At 64.7% G+C, this 24204-nt stretch carries 22 protein-coding genes and 1 pseudogene; 5 read left to right on the top strand and 18 right to left on the bottom strand.

The genetic code is table 11. The annotated features are described in order from the left end of the window. The first annotated feature begins 14 nt into the window (after positions 1-14). The 5 genes and pseudogenes from FJ934_RS03365 (at position 15) to FJ934_RS03345 (ending at position 4672) form a co-directional block, all read left to right on the top strand. Positions 15-884 carry an ABC transporter permease gene (locus FJ934_RS03365; RefSeq protein WP_140607230.1) on the top strand — a complete coding sequence of 290 codons (870 nt, stop codon included), beginning with the start codon at positions 15-17 and terminating at the stop codon, positions 882-884. Further along, positions 884-1680 (top strand): annotated as a pseudogene (locus FJ934_RS03360) (ABC transporter permease). The gene FJ934_RS03365 and the pseudogene FJ934_RS03360 overlap by 1 nt, the downstream one beginning before the upstream one ends. Then, positions 1677-2789 carry an ABC transporter ATP-binding protein gene (locus FJ934_RS03355; protein ID WP_140607229.1) on the top strand — a complete coding sequence of 371 codons (1113 nt, stop codon included), beginning with the start codon at positions 1677-1679 and terminating at the stop codon, positions 2787-2789. Before FJ934_RS03360 ends, FJ934_RS03355 begins: the two are co-directional and overlap by 4 nt. Positions 2790-2814: 25 nt before the next feature. Next, the gene (locus FJ934_RS03350; protein WP_140607228.1) at positions 2815-4200 is read left to right on the top strand and encodes an FAD-binding oxidoreductase; all 1386 of its coding nucleotides are present in this window, start codon (positions 2815-2817) and stop codon (positions 4198-4200) included. A 103-nt stretch (positions 4201-4303) separates the two neighbouring features. After that, on the top strand, positions 4304-4672 hold the full coding sequence (locus FJ934_RS03345) for a cupin domain-containing protein (protein ID WP_140607227.1): 369 nt from the start codon (positions 4304-4306) through the stop codon (positions 4670-4672). Between the two features lie 28 nt (positions 4673-4700). Here FJ934_RS03345 and FJ934_RS03340 read toward each other — a convergent pair whose 3' ends face one another. From FJ934_RS03340 to FJ934_RS03255, 18 genes are all read right to left on the bottom strand, one after another. Then, a complete protein-coding gene (locus tag FJ934_RS03340) occupies positions 4701-6344 on the bottom strand; it encodes an MFS transporter (RefSeq protein ID WP_140607226.1) in 1644 nt (547 codons plus the stop codon). 193 nt (positions 6345-6537) lie between these two features. Next, positions 6538-8289, bottom strand: coding sequence for an asparagine synthase (glutamine-hydrolyzing) (asnB, locus tag FJ934_RS03335; RefSeq protein WP_281407098.1), 1752 nt, complete (start codon positions 8287-8289; stop codon positions 6538-6540). A gap of 289 nt (positions 8290-8578) precedes the next feature. Further along, positions 8579-8845, bottom strand: coding sequence for a flagellar biosynthesis protein FliQ (gene fliQ / locus FJ934_RS03330; protein ID WP_140607224.1), 267 nt, complete (start codon positions 8843-8845; stop codon positions 8579-8581). 13 nt (positions 8846-8858) lie between these two features. Beyond that, a complete protein-coding gene (gene flgD / locus FJ934_RS03325; RefSeq protein ID WP_140607223.1) occupies positions 8859-9266 on the bottom strand; it encodes a flagellar hook assembly protein FlgD in 408 nt (135 codons plus the stop codon). Then, positions 9266-9709, bottom strand: coding sequence for a flagellar biosynthesis repressor FlbT (gene flbT / locus FJ934_RS03320; protein WP_140607222.1), 444 nt, complete (start codon positions 9707-9709; stop codon positions 9266-9268). Before flbT ends, flgD begins: the two co-directional genes overlap by 1 nt. Continuing rightward, positions 9706-10053, bottom strand: coding sequence for a flagellar biosynthesis regulator FlaF (gene flaF / locus FJ934_RS03315; RefSeq protein WP_140607221.1), 348 nt, complete (start codon positions 10051-10053; stop codon positions 9706-9708). The genes flbT and flaF overlap by 4 nt, the downstream gene beginning before the upstream one ends. A gap of 29 nt (positions 10054-10082) precedes the next feature. Further along, entirely contained in the window at positions 10083-11126 is a 1044-nt protein-coding gene (locus tag FJ934_RS03310; protein WP_140607220.1) for a flagellar hook-associated family protein, read from the bottom strand. A 3-nt stretch (positions 11127-11129) separates the two neighbouring features. Continuing rightward, entirely contained in the window at positions 11130-12584 is a 1455-nt protein-coding gene (gene flgK / locus FJ934_RS03305; protein ID WP_140607219.1) for a flagellar hook-associated protein FlgK, read from the bottom strand. Between the two features lie 27 nt (positions 12585-12611). Next, positions 12612-13868: a flagellar hook protein FlgE gene (locus tag FJ934_RS03300; RefSeq protein WP_140607218.1), complete on the bottom strand. Its 1257-nt coding sequence runs from the start codon at positions 13866-13868 to the stop codon at positions 12612-12614. A 79-nt stretch (positions 13869-13947) separates the two neighbouring features. Then, on the bottom strand, positions 13948-14616 hold the full coding sequence (locus tag FJ934_RS03295) for a response regulator transcription factor (protein ID WP_140607217.1): 669 nt from the start codon (positions 14614-14616) through the stop codon (positions 13948-13950). A 221-nt stretch (positions 14617-14837) separates the two neighbouring features. After that, positions 14838-15425, bottom strand: coding sequence for a transglycosylase SLT domain-containing protein (locus FJ934_RS03290; protein WP_246671429.1), 588 nt, complete (start codon positions 15423-15425; stop codon positions 14838-14840). Further along, positions 15355-16623 carry a flagellar hook-length control protein FliK gene (locus FJ934_RS03285; RefSeq protein WP_246671427.1) on the bottom strand — a complete coding sequence of 423 codons (1269 nt, stop codon included), beginning with the start codon at positions 16621-16623 and terminating at the stop codon, positions 15355-15357. The genes FJ934_RS03290 and FJ934_RS03285 overlap by 71 nt, the downstream gene beginning before the upstream one ends. Positions 16624-16724: 101 nt before the next feature. Then, positions 16725-18074, bottom strand: coding sequence for a chemotaxis protein MotC (locus tag FJ934_RS03280; protein ID WP_140607215.1), 1350 nt, complete (start codon positions 18072-18074; stop codon positions 16725-16727). Further along, positions 18071-19441, bottom strand: a complete 1371-nt coding sequence (locus FJ934_RS03275) for a MotB family protein (protein ID WP_140607214.1) — start codon at positions 19439-19441, stop codon at positions 18071-18073. Before FJ934_RS03275 ends, FJ934_RS03280 begins: the two co-directional genes overlap by 4 nt. After that, entirely contained in the window at positions 19438-20058 is a 621-nt protein-coding gene (locus FJ934_RS03270) for a hypothetical protein (protein WP_140607213.1), read from the bottom strand. The genes FJ934_RS03275 and FJ934_RS03270 overlap by 4 nt, the downstream gene beginning before the upstream one ends. A gap of 3 nt (positions 20059-20061) precedes the next feature. After that, entirely contained in the window at positions 20062-21711 is a 1650-nt protein-coding gene (gene fliF / locus FJ934_RS03265) for a flagellar basal-body MS-ring/collar protein FliF (protein ID WP_140607212.1), read from the bottom strand. A gap of 131 nt (positions 21712-21842) precedes the next feature. After that, positions 21843-22913: a flagellin gene (locus FJ934_RS03260; RefSeq protein ID WP_140607211.1), complete on the bottom strand. Its 1071-nt coding sequence runs from the start codon at positions 22911-22913 to the stop codon at positions 21843-21845. Between the two features lie 277 nt (positions 22914-23190). Then, positions 23191-24171: a flagellin gene (locus FJ934_RS03255; protein WP_140607210.1), complete on the bottom strand. Its 981-nt coding sequence runs from the start codon at positions 24169-24171 to the stop codon at positions 23191-23193. Positions 24172-24204 lie beyond the last annotated feature (33 nt).

The following is a 24204-nucleotide window of genomic DNA, read 5'->3' as shown; positions in this document are numbered from 1 at the left end:
GTGAGGCCAATCCCGTGAGCGCGCTCGAACCGACGACGCCTTCCGCCGCGAACCGGGCGGGTTGGGCATGGAGGCCGTACGCGCTCACGCTGCCGGCACTGCTCCTGCTGGTGGCCGTGATCGGCTACCCGCTGCTCACCATCGTGCTGCGCAGCCTGTCGGAGCCGCAATGGGGCGTGCAGAACTACATCTGGTTCTTCGGCGCGCCCGTCAATCTGACGGTGCTGCAGCGCACCTTTGTCATCTCGGCCTGGGTCACGGTGGTCTGTGTGGCCTGTGCTTATCCCTATGCCTATCTGATGACCGCCGTCGGGCCGCGCGTGCGGCTGATCTTGGTGCTGTGCGTGCTGATCCCGTTCTGGGTGAGCGGCGTGGTGCGCACGCTCTCCTGGGTGATCCTGCTGCAGGATTCGGGCGTCATCAATTCGTTGCTGAGGTCGGCCGGTTTTGACGGCATCCGACTGATCCGCACGCAGACCGGCGTCGTGATCGGCATGGCGCAGGTGCTTTTGCCCTTCATGATCCTGCCGCTCTATTCGGTGATGAAAGGCATCGACCTCAGGCTGATGCGGGCGGCGCAGAGTCTTGGCGCGCGACCTTCCCGCGCCTTCTTCACCGTCTATCTGCCGCTGTCGCTGCCGGGCGTCTATGCCGGGGCGATCATCGTCTTCATACTGGCGCTGGGCTTCTATATCACGCCGGCGCTGCTCGGCGGGCCGCGCTCGACCATGCTGTCGACGCTGGTCCAGACCCAGGTGCTCAGCCTGCTGCAATGGGGCCGGGGCGGCGCCATGGGCGTGGTGCTTCTGGTCACCACCTTCGTGCTTCTGGCGCTGGCGGCACCGGTGATGCGCTCGCGCTATCGGGAAGCGGAGCGACGCTGATGGAAATGAAGCCGCTCACCCGTGTGATTCTCGGCCTCGTCTGCCTGCTGGTGGCGATCTGGCTGGTGGCGCCGACGCTGGTCGTCGTGCCGATGTCGTTCAACGGGAACAAGTCGCTTGCTTTCCCGCCGCAGGGTTTCTCCTGGCAGTGGTACCAGAATTTCCTCACCAATCCGGACTGGTCCTCCAGCTTGCTGAATTCGCTGAAGGTTGCCTCGATCGTGGCGGTGCTGGCTACGGTGCTCGGCACGCTTGCCGCCTTCGGCCTGGATCGCATGAAGGCGCGGCCCGCCAATCTCCTGCGGATGCTGATGCTGACCCCGATGGTGGTGCCGGGCGTCGTCCTGGCCATCGGCATCTATGCCGTCTATCTCGATGCCCAGCTGGTCGGGACGCTGGTGGGGTTCGTGCTCGCCCATACCATCCTTGCGCTTCCCTTCGTGCTGATCGCGGTCTCGGCCAGTCTCGAAGTGTTCGACAGGCGCCTGGAAACGGCCGCCGCAAGCCTTGGCGCCGGTGCGCTCGCCACGTTCCGCACCGTGACGATGCCGCTGATCCTGCCCGGCATGCTGTCCGGCCTGCTCTTCGCCTTCGCCACGTCCTTCGACGAGATCGTCGTATCGCTGTTCATCACCAACCCTATCTCAAGACCTTGCCCGTGCAGATATTCTCCTCCATCACCCGCGACGCCGACCCGACGGTCGCGGCCGTCGGCACCATCCTGCTGTGCGCCACCACGATCCTGATCGGTGGCGGCATGCTCCTTCTTGGCCTTGAGCCGAAGGGACGCCAATGAAGCGGAAACAGGAGAGCAAGGGTGCGGCGATCGATCTGGAGTCGATCAGCAAGGCCTATGGCGGCTTCAAGGCGCTGGACGGCATTTCGCTTCGAATCGAGCCCGGCGAGTTCATGACGCTGCTCGGCCCGAGCGGTTCGGGCAAGACCACGACGCTCAATGTGGTCGCCGGCTTCACCGATGTGACTAGCGGCAAGCTGATGGTCGGAGGAAAAAGCGTGGTCGGCGTGCCGGCGCACAAGCGCAATATCGGCGTCGTCTTCCAGCATTATGCGCTGTTCCCGCATATGAGCGTCGGCCGTAACGTCGCCTATCCGTTGACGCTGCGCGGCATCGACCAGGCACAGCGCAAGGCGCGCGTGGCAAGGGCGCTCGACATGGTCAAGATGGGCGATTTCGCGCATCGCTACCCCAGCGAACTGTCGGGCGGCCAGCAGCAGCGCGTGGCGCTGGCGCGCGCCATCGTCTTCGACCCGCCGCTGTTGCTGATGGACGAGCCGCTCGGCGCGCTCGACAAGAAGCTGCGCGAATGGCTCCAGCTCGAGATCAAGCGCATCCACCGCGAGCTCGGCACCACTTTCGTCTATGTGACGCATGACCAGGAAGAGGCGCTGGTCCTGTCCGACCGCATCGCCGTGTTCAATCGGGGACGGATCGAGCAGGTCGGTACCGGGCGCGAGCTCTACGATGAACCGAAGACGCTGTTCGTCGGCCGCTTCATCGGCGACTCCACCGTGCTGCGCGGAGAGGCGCGAAGCGACGGCGCCAGCACGGCGCTGCGCATAGCCGGCGAGACGGTGACGGCGCCGCGCCGGATCGCCGGGGAGGCCAGCCCGGTCATGCTGCTGCGCCCCGAAAAGCTCGCTATCCGCCGGCCTGGCCAGAGCGCGGCGGCCACCAACCGGCTGCCGGGGACGATCGCGGAAGCCATCTATCTCGGCTCGGGATCGAAATACGAAGTCAGGCTCGCCGACGGCTCCACGGCGATCGTGCGCTCGCCGCTGACCGGCGAGAGCTTTGGCCTCGGCGAGACGGTGGAGCTCTGCTTCGACGGTGCCGACGCCAAGCTTCTGGCCGACGACAGCACGGCCGACACAACGCTGACCTGATCCCAATCAATCCGAAAGTCATCCCATGCAAGCCAAGCGCAACGGCGACATATCGTTCTGGTATGCGGATCTGGGCGGGGTTCCCGCGCCCCGGCCACCCTTGCCCGACGATATCGAGGCGGATGTCGCGATTGTCGGTGCTGGCTATACCGGGCTGTGGACGGCCTATTACCTGAAGAAAGCGAAGCCCTCGCTGCGCATCGTGCTTATCGAACGCGAGTTCGCCGGCTTCGGCGCATCGGGGCGCAATGGCGGCTGGCTGTCGGGCGGCTTCGGCTGGTCGCGCGAGAAATATCTGAAGACCTCGACCCGGCAAGGCGTCACCGCCATGCAGAAGGCGATGGCGGGCTGCGTCGACGAGGTGATCCGGGTGGCGACGGAAGAGGGCATCGATGCCGATATCCGCCGCGTCGACAATCTGACGGTCGCCACCAATCCGGCGCAGCTGGAACGCGTGCGTGAGGAATGCGAGACGATCCGCTTGTGGGACGCAGACCCTGAACGCATCGAGCTGCTCGACGCCGAGGCGACCCGGGCGCGCATCAACATCCGTAATCTCATGGGCGGCTTCGTCATCCATGGCCAGGCGCGCGTGCAGCCGGCCAAGCTGGTGCGCGGGCTTGCCGCCGCCGTCGAGCGGCTGGGCGTGCCGATCTACGAACAGACAACGGTTACCGCCATCACCAAGGGCAGCGTGACAACCGACCGGGGCACGGTGCGCGCGGAAACCATCATCCGGGCGACGGAGGGGTTCACGGCCGGCATTCCCGGCGAGGAGCGGACCTGGCTGGCGCTCAACAGCGCGCAGATCGTGACCGAGCCGCTGTCCGAGGAGCTTTGGCGCCAGATCGGCTGGGAAGGCCACGAGCTTCTCGGCAATGCCGCACACGCCTATTGCTATGCCCAGCGCACGCGCGAGGGCCGCATCACCATGGGCGGGCGCGGCGTGCCCTATCGCTACGGCTCGCGCACCGATATCAAGGGGCAGACGCAGCAGGCCACGATCGATCAGCTGCACCAGATCCTGATGACGCTCCTGCCGCAGACTGGGGGCTGCCGCATCGAGCACGCCTGGTGCGGTGTGCTCGGCGTGCCGCGCGACTGGTGCACGACCGTCGGCCTCGATCCCGCGACCCGCATCGGCTGGGCCGGCGGCTATGTCGGGCTTGGCGTGTCGAGCTCCAATCTCTCGGGGCGCACGCTTGCCGACCTGATCCTCGGCCAAGACACGGAGCTGACGCGCCTGCCCTGGGTCAACCGCACCGTGCGGCGCTGGGAGCCGGAGCCATTCCGCTGGCTCGGCGTGCATTCGATGTACCAGCTTTATCATCTCGCCGATCGCCGCGAAGCCGCCGGCCTGGCACATACTTCCAGGCTTGCCGCCCTGGCCGACAGCATCACAGGCCATTAGGGCGGTTCAGCGTTGGGTGGAATCGTTGACCCACTCTAAGTCTTTGTTATTTCGCAATTCCGGGCGGAAAACCGTTGCATTTTTCCCGGAATTGCTCTGATCCATGGAGTCCGACTTGATCGATCTTTCGACCTTCCACGACCTTGCCAAGGCTGACATCGGCGCGTTCTCCCCAAAGCCCACCTCCATCGAGGGCAATCAGGTCGAGGCGGTGCGCTCGCTCTTCCAATCCCCGGACGGGACCGTCGATGTCGGGATCTGGGAGTGCACGCCCGGCCGCTTCACCGCCGATCGGTCGGGTTCGTCGGAAATATGCCACATCATTTCAGGGCGGGTGGAGGTGAGCCGCGCCGACGGTGAGGCGCGCGAGCTGGGGCCGGGCGACCTTCTCGTGCTGCCGCGGGGATGGAAGGGCGAATGGCGGATCCGGGAGACCACGCGCAAGCTCTACATGATCCAGTCGGCCGGCTAACCGGCGGACACCAGCTCTCCGCAGCGGATCAGTGCTCGATCGGCCCCTTGGCCATCACCAGCGCGGTGCCGGCGGTTGTCGGGCGCTCGATCACGCGACGCACGCGCGGCGGCTCGCTGCCGCTGTGCAGCGCCCGCAGGCGTTCGCCGACCGTGGCGTCGGCTTGGGTGATGCGGCCATTGTGGCGCACATATTCGAGCCAGGTCGGCGTGTGGTAGTGCTCGATCCAGATCATCGGATTTTCGAGATCTCGCGCCAGCGTCCAGTTGCGGGCGCCGTCACGGCGGCGGATGCGGCCGCGTTCGGCCATGGTGGCGAGGAATTCTGCCTCGTCCTCATGGCGGATCACATATTCGATCATGATGGCGATGGGACCGCTGCGCGGCTTCAGGTCCAGCGCCAGATGCGGCTCCTTGAAGCGGTTGAGCGGGTCGAGGTTCAGCACCTGCTGCTGCGGCAGCGGCAGCACAAGGCCGATGGCGCCGCCGGCCAGCATGGCGATGGCGGCCGCGATCAGCGCGGTTTCAGCGCCATGCGCATCGGCGACGACGCCCCAGATCCAGCTGCCGAGCGCGATGCCGCCGAACGTCGCGGTCTGGTAGACCGACAGCACCCGGCCGACCACCCAGCGCGGCGTCGCCATCTGCACGGTGACGTTGAAATGCGAAAGCGCGATCACCCAGCAGGCACCGCCAACCAGCAGGCCGAGCGACGTCTGCCAGGCATGCGGGCTGATCGCCGCATTGAAGGCGCAGACCGCGAAGCCGGCAAAGGCGCAGCGCACCATCGTCTCGCTGGAGAGCAGCTGCCGCAGCCGCACGCTGATCAAGGCGCCGCCGACGGCGCCAATGCCGAAGGCGCCCAGCATGATGCCGTAGGTCAGCGCATCGCCCTTGACGACGTCGCGCGCCACCAGCGGCAGTAGTGCTAACACCGCGCCGGCGCTGAAGCCGAAGGCGGCCCCCCTGACCAGCACCTTGCCGATGTTGGGCGACATGGCGACATAGCGCAGGCCGGCGCCCATGGCCGCGCCCAGCGACTCACGCGGCAAGGTCGATACCGGCACATCCGGCTTCCAGCGCGCCATCACGACGATGAGGCCGATATAGCTCACCGCGTTCGCCGCGAAGGCGGCCGCGGCACCAGCGGCCGCGACGATGATGCCGCCGATCGCCGGACCGACACTGCGCGTCAGGTTGAAGCCCATGGAGTTCAGCGCCACCGCGGCGGGCACTTTGTTGCGGGGCACCATGTCGCCGACCGAGGCCTGCCAGGATGGACTGTTCAATGCCGTGCCGCTGTCGATCAGGAAGGTGAAGGCAAGCAACGTCCACGGCGTGATCAGGTTGCAATAGGTGAACACGGTCAGCAGCAGCGAGACGACCAGCATGAAGATCTGGGCAACCAGCATCACCTTGCGCCGGTCGAAGCTGTCGGCGATGGCGCCGGCGACAAGCGCAAACAGCATGATCGGCAAGGTGGTCGAGGCCTGGACCAGGGCGACCTGATAGGGCGAGGTGGCGATGGTGGTCATCATCCAGGCCGCGCCGACACCCTGGATCAGGCCACCGAAATTCGAGACGAGGCTTGCGGCCCAGACGGCGCGGAAAATGCCATGCCGAAAGGGCGCCAGCGCCGAGACGCTCTCGCTTTCCGGCTTTTCGTCAATCATGGATGGGTCCCTGCCACGGCCTGCGGATCCTTGCGGTGATCCCTTTCCCCGGATCGTTAGCCGAAACTATGGCATCACGCAGCAAAGGGCGAATGTCTTGCGTGGAAGATCATGGTCCAACAAGGGGATAGCGAAGGGCCACGCAGCCATCAGCCTCGCAAAGCTATCGTTGGCGTCTGCGCTCAGGCCCTTTTCAACCCGCCTCATTGTCGGCGGCCCGCAGTGCTTCGGTTAGATGGCCGGCAGTCTGGCCGCCGGCGTGCAGGCGGAGGAAAAGCTCCATACCCACCAGCCGCATCCGCGATGCCTGGTCGCGCCTTGCCAGATCGATCAGGTCGTCCACGGAAGCTGCCGGCCATTTCATGGCATCGCGCAGCAAGCCGCCGCGCAACAGCCCTTGCGTGCCGGTGGTAAAATTCGCGGAAACCTGGAACCCGTTCTTGCGGGCATGAACATTCTCACGCGGAATGTGTTTTTCCGCCACCTTCTTCAAGAGCCATTTGCCCTGCTTGTGGCGGTATTTGTGCCGTCTCGGCAGATGGATCGCGAAGTCGATCAGCCGGTTTTCGATGAACGGCACCCTGAGCTCGACCGAGGCCGCCATGCTGAGCCGGTCATGCCGGTTCAGCAGATCCTGCATGTGTCCATACAGGTCGTGCAGGCAGCAGCCCAGGAAAGCGCGATCGCTGAGCGACGGCAACGGCTTCAACCGATCGAAGATCTTGGCCTGAAGGAAATTCAGTTCCGGCGACAGCGCCCTGAGCACGATGTTGCGATCCCAGCCATGGGCATTCGCGATCGATGTCCGGAAAGGGGCGTATCTCTGGCGTTCGAATCGCCGGGCTAAGTAACGCTTCGAACGAAACAGGCGTCCCGGCCATGACCAGGGCCGCCACAGCCTCATGCTGGCCTCCTGCCAATCATAGCCGCCAAAGAGCTCGTCGGCGCCTTCGCCGGTCAAAAGCACCTTGACGCCATCGGCCCGGCATTGCTCGGCAAGCGCCAGCAGGCAGGCATGGCTTGCATGCCAGCCGTCGCTTTCCAGGTGCCAGATCGTCCTTGGCCAGAGTTCCAGAAAGCGGTCCTTGTCGATAGGGATCCTGTGCAAGGTCACGCCGGCATGGCTGGCGGTGCGTTCGGCATCCTCGGCTTCGCTGTGGCCGATGCGTGGGTCAACGACATAGGCCGACATTTCCGGCCTGAACCGTTTCGCCAGCGTCGTGACGAGGCCGGAATCGATACCGCCGCTGCAGGCCGCGGCCAGGCTGGTGTCAGCAATGCAATGGAGCCCGACGCTGTCCTGGATCAATTTTTCCAGCGTCGCCATATGCTCGGCGTCCGTTGCGTCGTCGCCGACGATGCGGGCCGCGTCGAGCACATCGAGGACGTGCCAGAAGCAGCGCTTCTCGATGCCGGCGTCGGTGATCTTCCACAGGCCTGCTGGCGGCAGCCGCTCTATGCCCTCGAACAGGCTGGAGCGGGAGTCACGGCTCTGCCAGGCAAGGCGCAGGGTGATCTCACGCGCGTCGATGGCGCGGGCGACGTCGTCACAGGCAAGGATCGCCTTGTCCTCGGAAGCGAAGAGGATTCGCTCGGCGGTCTCGGCCACCGACATCGGCTTGATGCCGAGACGGTCGCGCGCCAGCCAGAGCGTGGTGGCCCGCCCATCGAAATAGGCAAGGGAAAACATGCCGTCGAACAGCGGAATGGCCTTGTCCGGCCCCCAGTGGTGCAGGGCCTCGAGAACCACCTCGGCGTCCGAGACCGTCCGGAACCGCCTGCCTTCGACTTCAAGTGTCCCGCGCAAGGATCGGTAGTTGTAGACCTCGCCATTGTAGACCAGCACACCCTGGCCACAGGCCGTGAGCATCGGCTCACGCGCATGCTCGAGAGATCGATGATCGAGAGCCGCCGGTGCCCCAGCGCCAGCCGGCTGTCGTTCCACGTGGCATGGTCGTCAGGACCGCGATGCGCCAGCGCCTGCATCATGCGGCCGACGGCGGCGAGATCGCCGCCGGAGACAGGGTTCCGCTTGCGCCATACGCCGGCTATGCCGCACATGGTCCGTCGGTCGGTCCTGGCTGCTCCGGGGATTTGCGAGAAGTCATCGGGACAAAATGATCGCCTGGCCGGGAATGGCTATACGGCAATCTAGCCAGAACGGGCGCCGCCGCAAGCGGACCGCTGTTTTCAAGCATTCCGAGTTGAAGCCGCCGCACCCTTCCCGAGGGGTTTCAGAACCCGTTCTGGATGCGCTCGAAGATGACGCTGGCGAAGGCCGATATCTGGCCACCGATGAACGGGCCGGTGAGCGCCACCACGAGCATGATGGCGACGATCTTCGGCACGAAGGTCAAGGTGATCTCCTGCACCTGAGTCAGCGCCTGGATAAGCGCGATGCCGATGCCGACCGCCATGGCGACCAGCACCACGGGCGCGGAGGCGGTCAGCACCGTCCACACCGCATACTGGACGATGTCGAGAGCGTCGGCCTCGTTCATGTGGGCGGTTGGCCTAGCTCGCCGGCTTGATCGATACGCCCGCGCCGACCGGCACCGTGGTGCCATCCTGGAGCACTGCGATCAGTCCGTTGCTGCCAAGCGTCACCGAAGCCACAGTGCCTGACGTCTTGCCGTCGGCCGAGGTGATGTTGCGGCCTATGAGAGCGTCGGCCTGCGACAGCGCCGAAGACTGCATGATCTGGTCGAGCTTGGTGTTGGTCTGCACCGACTGCTCGACCTGCGAGAAGGTGGCGAGCTGGGCGACGTATTGCGTCGAATCCATCGGCTTGGTCGGATCCTGGTTCTTCATCTCGGCGATCAGAAGCTTCAGGAACGAGTTGTAGTCGACAGCTGTCTTGGATGCCTGCGTGGTGGTCTGGTTGGCGCCAACCGGTATCGTCGTCGTCATGTCCACGGTCATCAGTAGCGTGCTCCCACGGCCAGCGGGCGCGAGGCGCCCGGAACATCGTCATTGCCGCCAAGCGCGCGGCGTTCGAGAGGATAAAGCGAACGGATCGCCTTCAATGCCTCGTAGATATGATCCTCGCCGACCATGCGATCGATCTGTTTCAAGGCGCTGCAGATCTCGGCATCCTCGAAACTTGCAATGAGCAGCGGCAGCGAGCGGCGGAACATCTCGCGTGCTTCGCCAGCGCCGGCAGGGTTGATCAGCATGACCTGCACGATGAAATAAAGCTGCCTGAGCGGCGTCGATGCCTGGTCGGCCTGGATCACATGGCTCTCGATCAGGAACTGCACGTCGTTCATCAGCTCGACGGTGACCTTGCGGTCGACACGGATGACGGCGCCATTGATGTAGATCTTCTCGTTGGGCTTCAGCGAGATCTTCAGCGTGTTGGTCATTGAATGCCGTCGCGGATGATCTGGGATACTTCGATCAGCCCTTCGAAATTGTTGGTGCGTCCCTGGCGGATGTCCTCCGCTTCGCGCAGCAGCCACAGGCCGATGGAGATCAGGTTGGCGCGCAATTCCTTGGGGAGCGCGTTGTCGCTGGAGCCGAGGTCCTCGACGAAGGCGGTCCAGACGCGATTGGTGAAATGCAGCGCCTCCACCGCCTCCATCGAATCCTGGCCGGCCACCGCTGCCGCCGACAGCATGTCGATCGAGCGGGTCAGCAGCTCACGCTCGCGGTCCTTGGCGTCCGCGACAGAGGTGCTCTGGATGTCGGCGTAGGAAAATTGGTACATCGTCGGCTCTACCGTTCCGCTGGGAGTTGTCAGGTCAGGTAATTCAACAGGCTGAGCTGCTGCAGGCGCGCTGTCAGGGCAAAGGACGTCTCGATATGCTGCGTCAGGTCGGCGACGCGGGTCGCGGCTTCGGCGGGATCGACGGCCTCGAGATCGAGAATGTGGCGTTCGAACAGGTCGACTTGCGTCTTCATGCGGTCACTGGCGTCGGAGACGCGCTTCTGGACAATGCCGGTTTCGGACTGGACCTGGCCGATGCCGCTCAGCGCCTCGCCGACCAGCGACTGCGAGCGGGTGATGATCGTATCCTTCGCCGCCTGGCTGATGTTGGTGGACATCAGGCTCGAGACCATTGCGGCCGCCATGGCGAGCTTCTTGACACCATCGCTGTTGGCGCTGGTCGAGGTCGCGGTGGTTTCGTTGAGCGCGATGCGGCTGACGATCTGCTGGTCGGTGGCATTCGACATGTTGGCCTGCCAGCCCGCGCCGAGGAACTGTGGCGTGACATCGTTGGTGATGAAATCGTCCATCTGGGCAGCGGTGATGGTGGCAGCGGCCGGATCATCGGGCGTGAAACCGAACTTGGCGACAAAGGACGCGTCGAAAGCGGCCTTGGCCGGCGAACCGGCCGCCGTGAAATCGTTGATCGGCTTGACGTCGGTGTTGGTGCCGGCGAACAGGTATTCGCCATTGACGCTGGTGTTGAGGATCGAGGCAAGCTGCTGGATCGTCGTCTGGCCGGTCGATTGGGTCAGGCTGTCGGAATTGTCCCCAGACGATGCGGTGGTCAGGCTGGACAGGAAGGTCTGCGCCACGCCGGAGAGCTGGCCGAGCGAGGTTTGCGTCGATGAAAGCCGGGCGGCGACCAGCCCGTTGGAATCGATAATCACGTTCAGCCGGTCGAGGTCGCGCGAGAAGGTGACGGACTGAGCGGTGCGTCCGCCCAATGCCAGACCGACATCGGCGACCTTGCCTGTCGAGGATTCCTTCGTTGCCTTGACGAGGTCCGCCTGCATGCGCATCTGCTGATAACGCATGGCATTGGAGATGGCGGCCGAGGAAACTGAGGTCATGGATTATCCCACCGCGTTCAACAGGGCCGTCATCATATCGTCGACGGTTTTCATCATTCGGGCTGACGCCTGATAGGTGTGTTCGAGGTCGAGCATCAGCGACATTTCCTGGTCGACATTGACGCCGGTCGCATTGGACAGAGCCTCGGCGCTGCGCTGTGCCAGCGCTTGCTTGGCATCGGCGGCGGTGGAGGCCTGCTGGCGCATGCCCTGGAGCCAGCCGATCGAATTGGCGGCATAGTCGGAAACGCTGGACGTCGCTGAAATCCCGGCGGCGGGGTCAAACGTCATCGGCTGGTCGAGCCGGTCGCCATAGGCAACCAGAAGGCTGGAATAGGAAGCGCCGCCGCTGGCGTTGGCGACATAGGCCGCGCCGTTGGCGCCGCCATCGCGCAGCAAGGTCGGGTTGCCACCAGCGCTCGGATCCATCGCGGCATTGATGCTGATCGTGCCCGCAAGGCCATTGACCAGAGTGCCCGCGGCTGGCACCTCGGGCCCGCCAGACCAGGTGAACAGACCAGCGGCGTCGGGCATGGAAGGCGCGGTTTCGGCAAAGGCCGTGATCAGGCCGCGCGCGGTCTCGTCGAGCTGGCCCTGCATGGCCGAGGCGACGCCGTCACGCAACTGCAGCAGGCCGGCAAGCTTGCCGCTGGCGCTGGTGTTGCCGCCGGTTCCTGCCGAGACCGGCACGTTGTCGATATAGACGGTGTTGCCGGCGGCCCCGGCGGCATAGCCGGCCGATGGCGTGAAGCTCACCGTGCGCGGTATCGTCTCGAACAGCGTCGTGCCGTCACCCGTGGTGATGACCATGTCATTGTCGCCGCGCGTGAAGGTCGAGACCGGAACATAGTCCGCGATCTTCTTCAGCAGCGCGTCACGTTGGTCCAGCGCGTCGGAAATATCGGTGCCGGAACGGGTTCCCGAAATGACCGCCTGGTTGGCGTCCTGGAACTGGCTGAGCAGCGAATTGAGGTCCTTGACCGCCGTGTCGATCTGGCCGTCCGTCTGGGTGCGGAAAGCCTGAATGGCCTGGGAGCCCTCATTGAGAGAGCGGACGACCTGCCTGGCCGCGTCGATGACGGTGGAGCCGAGATTCTGGTTGGACGGCGAGGTAGCGTAGAGCTGCAGCGCCTGCTGCAGGTTGGCGATGGCGGTCGAGGGGGAGGAGGCGTTGTCGACGCCATTGACCGACACGTCGAGCTGATCCATGCCGCTGTAGAGCGCGTTCTGGCCGCTATAGGCCGACAAGGCGCCGAGGTTCTGCCGGAACAGCAGGTCATTGGTGACGCGCTGGATATCAACCGAACGGGCGCCGGGCGCCGTGCTGGTGATGGCGGCGATGCGGCGCGTATAGTCCGGATTGGAAGCGTCCGAGACGTTGCGCGTGACAACGCTGGTCTGCCGCGCGGTATTCATAAGCGCCGATTGGGCGATGCTCAATGCGGAGGATAGCGACATGCTGGTCTTTCACGGGCGGCGCCCGGTTTATCTCTTCAGGTTGACAAGGACGTCCATCAGGTCGGAACCGGTCTGGAAGACTTTCGAATTGGCGGTGTAGCTGCGCTGCGCCGCGATCATGTCGGTCAGTTCCTCGGCGATATCGACGTTGGAATTCTCGAGCGCGCCGGAGATGATGGAGCCGAGTTTGCCTTCGTTGGCAAAGCCGACGCGGACCGCGCCGGAATCGGTGCCCTGCGCGTAGACGTTGCCGGGAAGGGCCTTGAGCTGGTCCGGGCTCTGCACGTCGGCCAGCGGAATCTTGTAGAGCGGCTTGGTGGAGCCGTCCTTGTACTGCGCGTAGATGGTGCCGTCCTTGCTGATCTGAACCTTGTCGATGGTGCTCGGCGCGTTGCCGTTGACCTGGGCGTCGGAAACCGTGAAGCCGGTGCCGAGCTGGGTCAGCTTCGACAGATCGAGATCGAGGCTGGCGCCGTTCGGCACGGTGAATGAAACGCCGGTGGTCGCGCCGGTCAGCTTGCCGGTGGTGGTGTCGAAGGTCAGGTTGGCCGTGCCCAGCGCTCCGCCGGTGTAGGGGAACGATGTTCCAGGCGTGGCCTTCGACTGGTCAAAGGCCGATACTTCCCAGGTGCCGGGGCCGGTATTGGTGAAATAGACGTCGACCAGCACCTTGTTGCCGACATTGTCGTAGGCGACCATCGAGGACTTCGAGGTGTACTGTGCGCCTGCCGAGTTGGTGGAGGGCAGGTTGCCGGCCGCGACCGGGGTCGCACCCGCCGGCAGATTGCCGCTGTAGCTGCCCAGCGTGCTTGGCGTCGCCGTCATCCCCTGGTCGGAAATGACGACAGGGACCAGCCCTTCGAAGCCGTTGACCGTCGCCGCCGGCACGCCGTTGGCGTAGCTGTAGGCCATCAACTGGAAGCCGGCCGCGTTGACCAGTCTGCCCTGCGCATCGGGAACGAAGGCGCCGGCGCGGGTCAGGAAAGGCGTGCCGCCGGGATCCTGGACGACAAAGAAACCATCGCCGCTGACGGCAAGGTCGGAGACCGAAGTCGTGTATTGAAGCACGCCCGGATCGCTGACCGCCTGCCGGATCGTGGTGGTGATGCCGCCGGAATTATAGGCGCCGCCCGTGGACGGCATGATCAGCGTCGAAAACTCGGCGGAGGAGCGCTTGTAGCCGGTGGTGTCGGAGTTGGCGATGTTGTCGGCCGTCGTCGACAGGCGGTTTGCCTGGGCGTTCATGCCGGAAACGCCGGTCCGCATCATTCCGTAGAGGCTCATCGAGATGTCTCCGCAATATCCATGCCACTGGCGGCGAGGCTACGCGTCCTGTCTTGCGCGAGGCTGGCGCGGTGCTGCTTCAAAACACGAGCCGGTAGCCGAGGAAGCGTTTGGAATCGATCGGGTCGGTGCCCAGCTTCTCACGCAGTTTCTTGCGCAGTTTGCTGATGTGGCTTTCGACCACGTTCTCCTCGACCTCCTCGTCGAAGATGCCGTAAATGGCATTGAAGACTTGGGTCTTGGTGACGCGGCGGCCACGGTTGCTCGCCAGATATTCCAGGATGCGGCGCTCTCGGCGCGGCAAGGGCAGCGGCTGGCCGTTGATCTCCGGATCGCGGCCGTCCATGAAGATGCGCATGGCGCCGATCTCGGTGTAGGCGACATCCTCATTCGCGCGACGGCGAATGGCGGTTATGCGGGCGAGAATCTCGCGGATGTGGACAGGCTTGCGGATAACGTCGTCGACGCCACTCTCGAACAACCGCAGCGTGTTTTCCAGCGAATGCTGCTCGCTGAGCGCAATCACCGGGGCGCCGGTGCGGTCGCGGATCTGGCGTGGAGAAATGGCGCCGTCACGGCAGTCGCCGATAAGGAAGGCCCGCACCGAACGCAGGTCGGAATCGGCGGCCGAGTTCACCCACTCGCCGAATTCATTGGGCGCGAAACCGGCGCAGGCAACGCCTTCGCGGTCAAAAAGTGAATTGTACCCCTCTGTTACGAGCTCTCGCTCGTCAACGATAACGATCATCGGCCCCGCCTCCGAATCAGCTCATCTGCCCCGTGAGGAAAGGCGTAACGGCTGGCGGGAATCCTGAACACCATCATTTCTTGTAACTAGTTTCTTGGGAGTCTGGAATCGCAGCGGTTGCATTAGCGTGCAGCCAGATATGCCTGGGGTGGCAAGTCTTGATCAAATCAAAGCGCAGGCCCGAAGAAGTAAGTTCGGCCCATTAGAAGCAGAAAATGCGCTTATGGGTTGCAGAAGGCGCGGGCGTTGGCGGTCCATTTTCCAAAGCCGGTGGCAACCATGTTGGCGATCACCCGGCAGACATAGACCTTCTGCGCAGGGTCGTTGTCGGGACCGGCATGATAGCGGGCGACGGCCATCGACCAGGTCTCGTGGCGGGCATGGAGACTGGCCAGGAAGCGCGCCGCGTAGTCGACATTCTGGCGCGGATCGAGCATGTCCTCGACGCTGCGGAAATGCGCGGCATGGTAGTGGTGATTGATCTGCATGCAGCCGAGATCGATCAGCGTCTTGCCCTCGCGCTGCGCATTGGCGAAGGTGGCAAGCGCCTCGGCGCGGCTTCCCGGGAAGACCGCTTTTCCTTCTACATTCAACGCGTTAGGCTGAAGGCTGCCTTTCTTGCCGGTTTCGGTCAGGCCGACGGCATAGAGGATGCCGGCGGGCACGCCATAGCGGTCGGCGGCGCGCAGGATCTCGGGCTCGCAAGGGTTGGTGGCGGCGATGGCGCCGTTCACGAGACTAGATAAAAATATCGCCGCCAGCGCGCTCGCGAGAAGGCGAAGCGGCACGGCCGTAATCCTGCGCGTCATCATGACTACCCCTTGCGGATTGCTGACCCGGTTGCTGGCCGCCGGTCCCACTGCCGCCGCCGGAGTTTCCGGGCTGAAACGATGACTGGTCGCGGCCAGGTGTCGTGGTCAGGGAGGCGGTTGCATCCGTCCGAGTTGCCGCCGGGACAGCCACCGATGGTTGCATGATGGTGACCTTATCCACCTCGAATCCCAGGCCGCGCAGCGATTTCACGATCGCCTCGCTGTCGCTGGAAAGGCGGCGGTAGGCATCATGCGTTTCGGGCTTCAGTTCAATCGAAAGTTGTTCTCCCGAGAGGCGAAGATGGGCCGTCACCATGCCCAGCTCGGCCGGGTGAAGTTCTATCTTCAAGACATGTGTCGGAACGGCAACAGAGCCGGCCAGATGGCTGGTCGCCGACGCCATTGAAAGCGCTTGGCGCGGGCCGCCATCGGCCGCTATTGCATTGATTACGTTGAGGGCTGCCTGGCTCATCGGAGCCTGCGGCGGAGCAGGGAAGCTGCGCTCGGAAACCACGTCGATGCGCGCCGATGCCGGGAGCTGTTTTCCTGGATCTGACCGCAGCGATGACTGAACGTCGGCGATGGACTTCGGTTGCGGCGCCGCCTGTTTCGGCTCCGCGCCCGGCACCTCGGCCGGCGCCGCCTCGGGAAGCGGGCCAGCGGCGATCGCATTCTCACGCCCTGGCGCGCCAGCGGCGGTATCGCGGACGGACTGGCCGTCGAGCTTCGTCAGCGGCCCATCGACGAGCGATGCCCGCTCGGGCTTCGACATGGGTTCGAGATCGTCATGCCCGGCTGCGGATTTCGCCCGATAGGCCTTAGGCGCGACTTGCCCCCCGGGCGGCGGCTCCTGCCCGGTTTCGTCTGCATCGGCCGACGTGGCAGATGTCGAGAAGTGGCGCAGCTCATGAAACGCCATCAGCAGCGGCAGATGGTCGTCGAGCGGTGCGGCGCCAGTCGCCGGCGTTTCGGCGTCTGCGTCCTTGTCCGTCCCAACGTCCTTGCCGTCTTTCATCGATTTCGCGGCTGGGAAGCCGGCGGACGCGGCTCTCGTCTTGCCGACTGGCATCGGTTCGTCCTCGCCGGCTTGCGCCGCAAGGTCGGAGGCAAGCTTGCTCCAGCGCGGATCGCGCGAGATGGCCTCGGCCGCCGGCTGCTTTTCCGAGTGGGCCCGGCTTGCGCCGGCACGCACCATCTTGCCGAAACCAGCATCATCCGTATTTCCGGGCGTGGCCGACTGCTCCGCCGTCGTACGCGCGGCGGTAAATCCTGGCAGGGCCGGGCCGAGGTTGGGGGTCATTTCGGGGCGGCTCCAAGCATCTGGTCGATCAGGTCGAGCTGTCGACGGGTTCTCATCATGGCGGCGTCGGTCGGATCGGTTGTGCCGGGACCGGCAGAGGTGGCTGGCGCCGATGCAGGCAGGACCGTCGCTGAATCGGCTGCAGGCGCCGAAGCCGGCGCGGCGGCCTTTGTGCCGGATGGCGCAATGGCGGGCTGTTCGGAGACGGCACCTTCGACAGGCGGCAACCCGGCAGCGTCGTCGGCCTGTGCGGCGGCGGCCTCGGGTTCGGGCGGCGGGGCTACCCTGGTGGCTGGAAGGGAAGCCGGTGGCGCCACCACCTCACCGGCGATTGTCTGCGCGGCGTCGAGCAGGGCGCGATCACCGTCCGACAGCCTGCTGCGGTCGATCTTGCCAAGCTTGGCGCGAACATCCCCGATGGTGCCCGAGGTCACGGTGGACAGGCTGGAGTAGAGCAGGGCGCGCGGATCGCCCTGGTTGCTGTTGCCGTCGCGGCCCTGCACGGCCCGCGCCGAGGCGAAGGCCGACAATTCGCCAAGGCCGTCGATCGCGGCACGGCGGGCGATGCGCAGATAGATCACCTTCTCGCGCTCGGGATCCATCATCGAGGTGATGTCGGCCAGCTTGTCCTGGCCGATCGACATGTGCAGCGCGATGACGCCGGACACGAAAGAATCCGCGAACTGGCTGGCATAGGGCGAATAGAGATAGCGCTCGACATACTGGGTGGAGGCAAGCGCGAAACGCGCCGCATCGCCCTGCGCTGCGGCAATGCCGACCGAACGCCGCAAGGCGGCTTCCTCGACCAGCGTGCCGGGGCTGAGAAGTCTGGCCTCGTCGAGCAGTGTGAGCGCCACCGCCGGTTGATCTCCGGCAAGCAGCGACCCTTTGACCAGGGCAAGGAATGCGCCGAGATCGCCGGAGAGCATCATCGGATCGATCGGCGTCAGCGCTTCGATCGCCTCGCCGGGGCGGCCATTGAGATAGTCGATGACGCCCCTGGCGATGGCAAGGTTCGGCGGATCAGCGGCGGCGCGCGAGACGGCCGTCTCGACGGTCACCGGATTGCCGCCGCTCATGCCGTAGACCAGGAGCGCGCGAAAGTTCCTGGCGTCCTTGAAGTCCTCCGCATCCGCTTCGCGCAGGCGCGCATCGGTCATTTCGAGCAGCTTGGCCTGCATCGGCATCGCGGCGTGATCGCCGGCGGCGATGCGGTCCTGGATGAGTTGCAGCGAGCGCACGAGCTGGTAAGGCTGCAGCGTGTCCTGGGCGAAGCCGGCGGACGGATATCCGGCGGCCAGCAGCAACAGGCCCATCAAGCGGCTGATGACGGCCGCCCGCTTCATCCGCCGGTCGCCATCAGGATCTCGATGCGGCGATTGACCGCCGACATCGGATCGGCGCGATCCTTCGGCTGGCGGTCCGCGAAGCCGGCAACCTCGGTAATGCGGCGTTCGTCGACGCCGCCGCGCACGAGCATGTAGTAAGCGGAATGCGCCCGCGCCGTCGACAGCCGCCAATTGTCGTAACTGGCGCTGCGGAAGGGCCGCGCATCGGTGTGGCCATTGATACTGATCGTCCCCTTCTGGCTGTTGACGATGCGGCCGATCTTTTCCATCGCCAGCACCAGCTCGCGGCGCGGCAGCGCCGATCCGATTTCGAACATGCCGAAGTCGAGCTGATCGGTGATCGATATGACGACGCCTTTGTCGGTGGCTTCGACGGAGACGCCGTCATGCAGCTTGTCGCCAGGCTTGAAGGCATCGGCCAGCTGACGCTTGACCTCGGTGGCGGCTTTCAGCGCGGCGGCTGTCGGTGTCTTTTCCGCGGCCCCGGGCTTTGCAGCCTCTTGCCGTGCGACGGTCGCATCCATCGCCTTGCCGTCGGCCGCCATGGCGTCGCTGGCCATGGCGTCGCTGGCCTTGGCGTCGCTGGCCTTGGTGGCGCCGGCCTTGGCCATGGCGGCGTCCTCGCCATCCTGTGCCAGGGGCTCGAGCGGTGCGTCCTCGACCGGCGGTGCCGGCGGCACGGCCTTGACCTTGGCGACCTGTGTCTCGGCGGCCTTGTCGCCGGGCTTGAGCGGGTCGCCCTCGATCCTGGGGCGCTGGGCGCTTGCCTCGGCGACGGGCGCGGCGACCTGCTGCGACCAGAAATCCGGCTCGAAGGGATCACGGTAGGACGCGCCGCCGGAGGCGCCGGTCGCGGGACCCGCATTTTGCGCGCCGCCGTCGCCCTTCTGGCTGACATTCTGCATGACGCCGGTGTCGGTGGCGATCTCGGAGAGCACGGCGTAAGGGTCGGCGAAGAGGTGATCGTCGGACTGTTGCGGCTGCTGTGCCTGCTTGTCCTGCTTGCGGTTGGACGAGCCCACGGCGCCGATGCCATCCTGTCCGGTCTTGATGGTCGCGTCCTGCGGCTCGTCGGCCGTCAGCCCGACCGAGCGCGGCCCATTGCCGAGATCCTTAAGGCCCTTGCGGCTCGACTCACGGTCGACGAGCTTGACGGGATTGAAGTAGCTGGCCACGGCCGTCTTGGTCTGCTCGTTGGCGGCGTTGATCAGCCACATGACCAGGAAGAAGCACATCATCGCGGTCATGAAGTCGGCGAAGGCGATCTTCCAGACGCCGCCATGGTGGCCTTCGTCGTGGTCGTCATGCCCCCGGTGCACGATGATGATCTCGTGCCTGCCATGGTCGGCTTCGGCGACGCTCATGACAGCACCTCGGAGAGGGTTGCCGACCATTCGGCCATGCGTGTCTCGAACACGGCTTCGTCAACGGTGACCGTCAGGTCGAAGCCGGGCGCCTCGACGAAGTCGAGATTTGCAGCGCGGGCGCCAAGCGATGCCTTGAGCGTTTCGAACAGCGACAGCGGCCCACGAACGGCGATGCGCACCGCTTCGCCGTCGCCGACGGCTTCGCGAACCGCGCTGGCGAGCGCTTCAAGCGAGCGCCGCTGCAGATCGTCACTGACGACGCCGCCAATGATGCGGGCGACCGTTGCGGCGACAAGATCCGTCACACGCGCCTCCATGGCATCGATGCGCGACGAGACCGCCTTGCCGATATCGCCGCCGAAGCTTTCGAGAAAGATCCTTGCTTCCTCGGCATGCGCCTGGCGCTCGGTTTCCAGCGCTGCGTGATGGGCGGCCGAGAGCCGCTCTGCGAGCGTCGCCTCCGCCTGGGCGACCGCCTCGGCGATCAGCGTGCCGATATCGGCCTGCGGCTCGGCTGCTTCCGGCCTGTGCTCGGTCGCAGCCTGAACCTTGCTGACGCGCGGCGCACGCGGACCGAAATCGGGGAGAAGATCGAAAAGGGCTGCGGAGGGCATGGTTTAGGCCGCGACTTCCTGGGCGGCCCATTTGCGCAGGATCTGCGCGGTGCGCTCCTCGTTGATGTCGACCATGCGGGCAAGCCGCTCCTGCGGTGCCGGCCTGATCTTCTGGCGAAGATCATCGAGCGGGGTGGCGCCCGGCCGCGCGCCCGGCAAGGCGCCGATGGCGACACCTGCGTCGGCGGAAGCGGCCGCCTCCGGAGTCGGCAGCGAACGCTGGACCTCGTCGAAATTGGGGCCGGCTATGGCAGGCGTCGCCCTTGCCGTCAGTGCCGCCGCCATCGGGCGCAGGCCGAAGAAGGCCACCAGGAATACGACAACGATGAAGGCGCCGGCGTTGATCAGCGTGCCGGCATGTTGGCCGATCGAATCGAGCATTCCAGCCTGCGGGATCGCCTCGCCGTCCAGCCCATCGATGAACTCGACCGCCGAGACGTCGACGACATCGCCGCGCTTGTCGTCGAAACCGGTGGCCGACGCCACCATTTTCTGGATATCGGCGACGCGCTTGGCGATCTGGTCCGGCGTCGCGTCCTTGCCCAGGATCGCCTTCAGCCGGTCCTGGTTGACAACGACGGCGATCGACATCTTGGTGACTGTGTAGCCGTTGGAGACGGTGGCGATCTTCTTGGAGTTGATCTCGTAGTTGGTGATCTCTTCCTTGCGGTCGTTCTGCGAGGAGGATTGCGGGCCTTCGGTCGCCGTCGCCTGGGTCTCGGGCAGGTTCTGCTCGACGCTGGCGGGGGTGGAGGCCTGCCTCTGGTTGTTGTTCTCATTGGCGCGCACCGACTGCACCGAACGCTCGACGCGGGAATTCGGATCGAAGATGGTCTCTTCCGTCTGGCGGGTGTCGGTGTTGATCTCGGCCTTGACGCTGGCGCGGAAGTTGTCGGGCCCGAGATAGGGGGTGAGTGCGCGGCGGATATTGTCGCCGATCTGTGCCTCGACAGTCTGCTCGACACCGAGCGTGCGGGCGGCACTGGTGTTGGAGGGATCATCCCCGGCGGCCAGCAGGTTGCCGTTGGAATCGAGCACCGTCACCTTGTCGGCCGACAGGCCAGGCACGGCGGCGGCGACGAGATGGCGGATCGACTGGGCGCTTTTCTCGGCATCGATGCCGGCATAGCGGATGACGACCGATGCGGAAGGCTGCTGCTCGTCGCGGCGGAAATTGGCGCGCTCGGACATGACGATGTGGACACGTGCCGCCTTGATGCCCGATATCGACTGGATGGTGCGAGCGATCTCGCCTTCCAGCGCACGCACGCGGGTGATCTGCTGCATGAAGGAGGTGAGGCCGAGCGAGCCGACATTGTCGAACAGTTCGTAGCCGGCATTGGCGCTGGTCGGCAGGCCCTTTTCGGCGAGCAGCATGCGCGCCTGCGCCGTGGTGCCGGCCGGCACCAGCACCGAGGTCCCGTCGGCGCCGACATCGAAGCCGATGCCGGCCTCGCCCAGCACCAGGCCGATCTGGTTCACGTCGGAGCGATCGAGCCCGACATAGAGCGTGTCGTAGGCGGGGCGGTTGAGGTAGACCGAGGCGATGCCGATGACGCCCATCACCAGAACGGCGATGCCCGCCAGCATAGCGAGGCGCCTCACACCAAAACCGCGGAGATTCGAGATGATGCTCTGGATCTGTTCCGGCACGATTCAGCGACTCCCAGCATGACTGTCCGCCGGAACACTAGCCTCCGAAGCTTGTGCGAAAATGAAATCGGGCCGCGCTTGCGGCGCAGCCCCTTGATTGGAAATGGAAGAAGCCGCCAGCTATGGCGGAACTAGCCGTTCTTGAACAGCGACAGGATCGATTGCGAGGAACTGTTGGCGATCGACAGCGACTGGATGCCGAGCTGCTGCTGCACCTGCAGGGCCTGAAGGCGGGTCGATTCCTTGTTCATGTCGGCATCGACGAGCTGACCGACGCCGCGGTCGATGGAATCCATCAGGCTCTGCGTGAAGGTCTTCTGCAGGTCGATCGAGCTCTTGGCCGAACCGAGGATCGTGGCGGAGTCGGTCAACTGGCTCATCACCTTGTCGATCTTGCCGATCATCTGGGTGATGATGTCGTCGGTAACGCCGGCCGCCGTAATGTCGAGATTATAGGCGGAGACGTTGTCGATCTTGGCGGGGGTGCCTGTCACCGCGGCCTGGCCGGCGGTGTTTGCGGCGATGTCCGTGGCTCCGCCCGCGATCGCGGTGGCGTAGGCTGTATCGTACTGGCTCTGGGCGGCCGCGGTGGAATAGACCGAGGTCTGGCGGTCGAGCGTGCCGTAGTTCTTGACGTCGGTGGCGAGACCGGAATCGAACAGCTTTGTGCTCTCGACATCGATGTCGATCGTTCCGAGCGAAATGGCGCCGGATGAGGAGCGATTGAAGGACGACACGATCTTGGCGTCGGGCTGCACGCCATCATTGGGCGCGGCGACCTGCTTCGACGTCACTGAAAGGAAATTCGAACCCGAAAAGGTGGCGGCATCGGCAAAGGACTTCATCTGCGCCTGGAGCGCCGTGATTTCAGTCTGCGTCTTTACCTTGGCGGCGTCGGCTTGGCCGACGGTGGAAAGCAGCTTGGTCTTGATCTGGCCGATCGTCGTCAGGACATTGTTCATGCCGGTGTAGGCGGTGTCGACCTTCGAGGCGCCGAGGCCGAGCGCATCCTGGACAGTCGAGAGCGCCTGGTTGTCCGAGCGCATCGTCGTGGCGATCGACCAGTAGGCGGCGTTGTCGGAGGCCTCCGAGACCTTGTAACCGGTGGAGATCCGGGCCTGTGTCTGCTCGAGCGATTTGTTGGTGGCGTTGAGGCTTTGAAGTGCGGTCAACGCCGCGGCGTTTGTCATGATGCTCGCCAAGAAACTCGCTCCTTTTCCCACCCGGTCTCAAAAAACCGGCATTGCCCTCGCGAGCGTTCGCTCGCCCATGGATTGCCGTCGCGGCCACGGGCCGATTCGCCAATCCTTTGTAAGCTATTGGTTAACCATGACTAGCGCGTTATGGTTAACGGCCTGTTAAAGGCTCGCTTTTGAGGGTTAAGGACCGAGGGTTGCGCGGGGCTGGAGCAAACGCAAAACGGGCCGCGCTTTTGGCGCGGCCCGTTGTTTACTACGCTCTAAGGTTGAGCGAAGTGGATTAGCGGAACAGCGACAGGATCGACTGCGAGGAGCCGTTGGCGATCGACAGCGCCTGGACGCCGAGCTGCTGCTGAACCTGCAGGGCCTGGAGGCGGGTCGATTCCTTGTTCATGTCGGCATCGACGAGCTGACCAACGCCGCGGTCGATGGAGTCCATCAGGCTTGACGTGAAGGTCTTCTGCAGGTCGATGGAGCTCTTGGCGGCGCCGAGCTTGGTGGCGGCGGTCGTCATGTCCTTGAGCGCGGCGTCGACGACGGTCATCATCTGCGAGATCTGGCTATCGCTGGCGGCCGTGCCACCCGAGAAGATGGCCAGGCTGGCGACCGAATAGGTGTCGGTAGCCGCTGCGGCAGCGCCGAGCGTCGGGGCCGAAGCTGCTGCCGCAGCGCCGGTGGCGCCGAGGCGATCCGTGTCCAGAATGCCTTTGGCCGTCGGGGCCGCGCCGGCGTCATAGAGCTTGATGCTTTCCACGTTGACGTCGATCGTCGAGATCGAAACAGCACCGCTGGCGTCGCGGTTGAAGGCCGAAACGATCTTCACATCGGCCGCCGTGCCCGAAGCGGTGGACAGCGAAAGCATGTTGGTGCCGGAGAAGGTGGCGCCATCGGCGTAGGCCTTCAACTGATCCTGAAGCGCCTTGATTTCGACCTGGGTCTTTTCCTTGGAGGCGTCGGTCTGGCCGTAGGACGCGGTCAGCTTCTGCTGGATCGAGTTGATGGTGGTGATCGCACTGTTCATGCCGGTGTAGGCGGTGTCAACCTTCGAGGCGCCGAGGCCGAGCGAGTCCGAAACGGTGGACATCGCCTGGTTGTCGGAGCGCATCGTGGTCGCGATCGACCAGTAGGCGGCGTTGTCGGAAGCCTGGGAGACGCGATAGCCCGTCGAGATGCGGGCCTGGGTGTCCTGAAGCGATTTGCTGGTGGCGTTGAGGCTCTGCAGCGCCGTCAATGCGGCGGTGTTCGTCATGATGCTGGACATGGCTACTCGTACCTTGATTTTACAGGTGTTTTT

This window comes from Mesorhizobium sp. B2-4-12 (genome assembly GCF_006441575.1).
Lineage (GTDB): Bacteria > Pseudomonadota > Alphaproteobacteria > Rhizobiales > Rhizobiaceae > Mesorhizobium.
The sequence above is the reverse complement of the archived record's forward strand: the minus strand, read 5'-3'. Positions and strand labels throughout refer to the sequence as shown.

What these genes read in the sequence shown, in the direction of transcription:
- FJ934_RS03355 (WP_140607229.1), top strand. Translation starts at nt 1,677, where the DNA reads ATGAAGCGGAAACAGGAGAGCAAGGGTGCGGCGATCGATCTGGAGTCG.
- FJ934_RS03350 (WP_140607228.1), top strand. Translation starts at nt 2,815, where the DNA reads ATGCAAGCCAAGCGCAACGGCGACATATCGTTCTGGTATGCGGATCTG.
- FJ934_RS03345 (WP_140607227.1), top strand. Translation starts at nt 4,304, where the DNA reads ATGGAGTCCGACTTGATCGATCTTTCGACCTTCCACGACCTTGCCAAG.
- FJ934_RS03340 (WP_140607226.1), bottom strand. Translation starts at nt 6,344, where the DNA reads ATGATTGACGAAAAGCCGGAAAGCGAGAGCGTCTCGGCGCTGGCGCCC.
- fliQ (WP_140607224.1), bottom strand. Translation starts at nt 8,845, where the DNA reads ATGAACGAGGCCGACGCTCTCGACATCGTCCAGTATGCGGTGTGGACG.
- flgD (WP_140607223.1), bottom strand. Translation starts at nt 9,266, where the DNA reads ATGACCGTGGACATGACGACGACGATACCGGTTGGCGCCAACCAGACC.
- flbT (WP_140607222.1), bottom strand. Translation starts at nt 9,709, where the DNA reads ATGACCAACACGCTGAAGATCTCGCTGAAGCCCAACGAGAAGATCTAC.
- flaF (WP_140607221.1), bottom strand. Translation starts at nt 10,053, where the DNA reads ATGTACCAATTTTCCTACGCCGACATCCAGAGCACCTCTGTCGCGGAC.
- FJ934_RS03310 (WP_140607220.1), bottom strand. Translation starts at nt 11,126, where the DNA reads ATGACCTCAGTTTCCTCGGCCGCCATCTCCAATGCCATGCGTTATCAG.
- flgK (WP_140607219.1), bottom strand. Translation starts at nt 12,584, where the DNA reads ATGTCGCTATCCTCCGCATTGAGCATCGCCCAATCGGCGCTTATGAAT.
- FJ934_RS03300 (WP_140607218.1), bottom strand. Translation starts at nt 13,868, where the DNA reads ATGAGCCTCTACGGAATGATGCGGACCGGCGTTTCCGGCATGAACGCC.
- FJ934_RS03295 (WP_140607217.1), bottom strand. Translation starts at nt 14,616, where the DNA reads ATGATCGTTATCGTTGACGAGCGAGAGCTCGTAACAGAGGGGTACAAT.
- FJ934_RS03290 (WP_246671429.1), bottom strand. Translation starts at nt 15,425, where the DNA reads ATGACGCGCAGGATTACGGCCGTGCCGCTTCGCCTTCTCGCGAGCGCG.
- FJ934_RS03285 (WP_246671427.1), bottom strand. Translation starts at nt 16,623, where the DNA reads ATGGTGCGTGCCGGCGCAAGCCGGGCCCACTCGGAAAAGCAGCCGGCG.
- FJ934_RS03280 (WP_140607215.1), bottom strand. Translation starts at nt 18,074, where the DNA reads ATGAAGCGGGCGGCCGTCATCAGCCGCTTGATGGGCCTGTTGCTGCTG.
- FJ934_RS03275 (WP_140607214.1), bottom strand. Translation starts at nt 19,441, where the DNA reads ATGAGCGTCGCCGAAGCCGACCATGGCAGGCACGAGATCATCATCGTG.
- FJ934_RS03270 (WP_140607213.1), bottom strand. Translation starts at nt 20,058, where the DNA reads ATGCCCTCCGCAGCCCTTTTCGATCTTCTCCCCGATTTCGGTCCGCGT.
- FJ934_RS03255 (WP_140607210.1), bottom strand. Translation starts at nt 24,171, where the DNA reads ATGTCCAGCATCATGACGAACACCGCCGCATTGACGGCGCTGCAGAGC.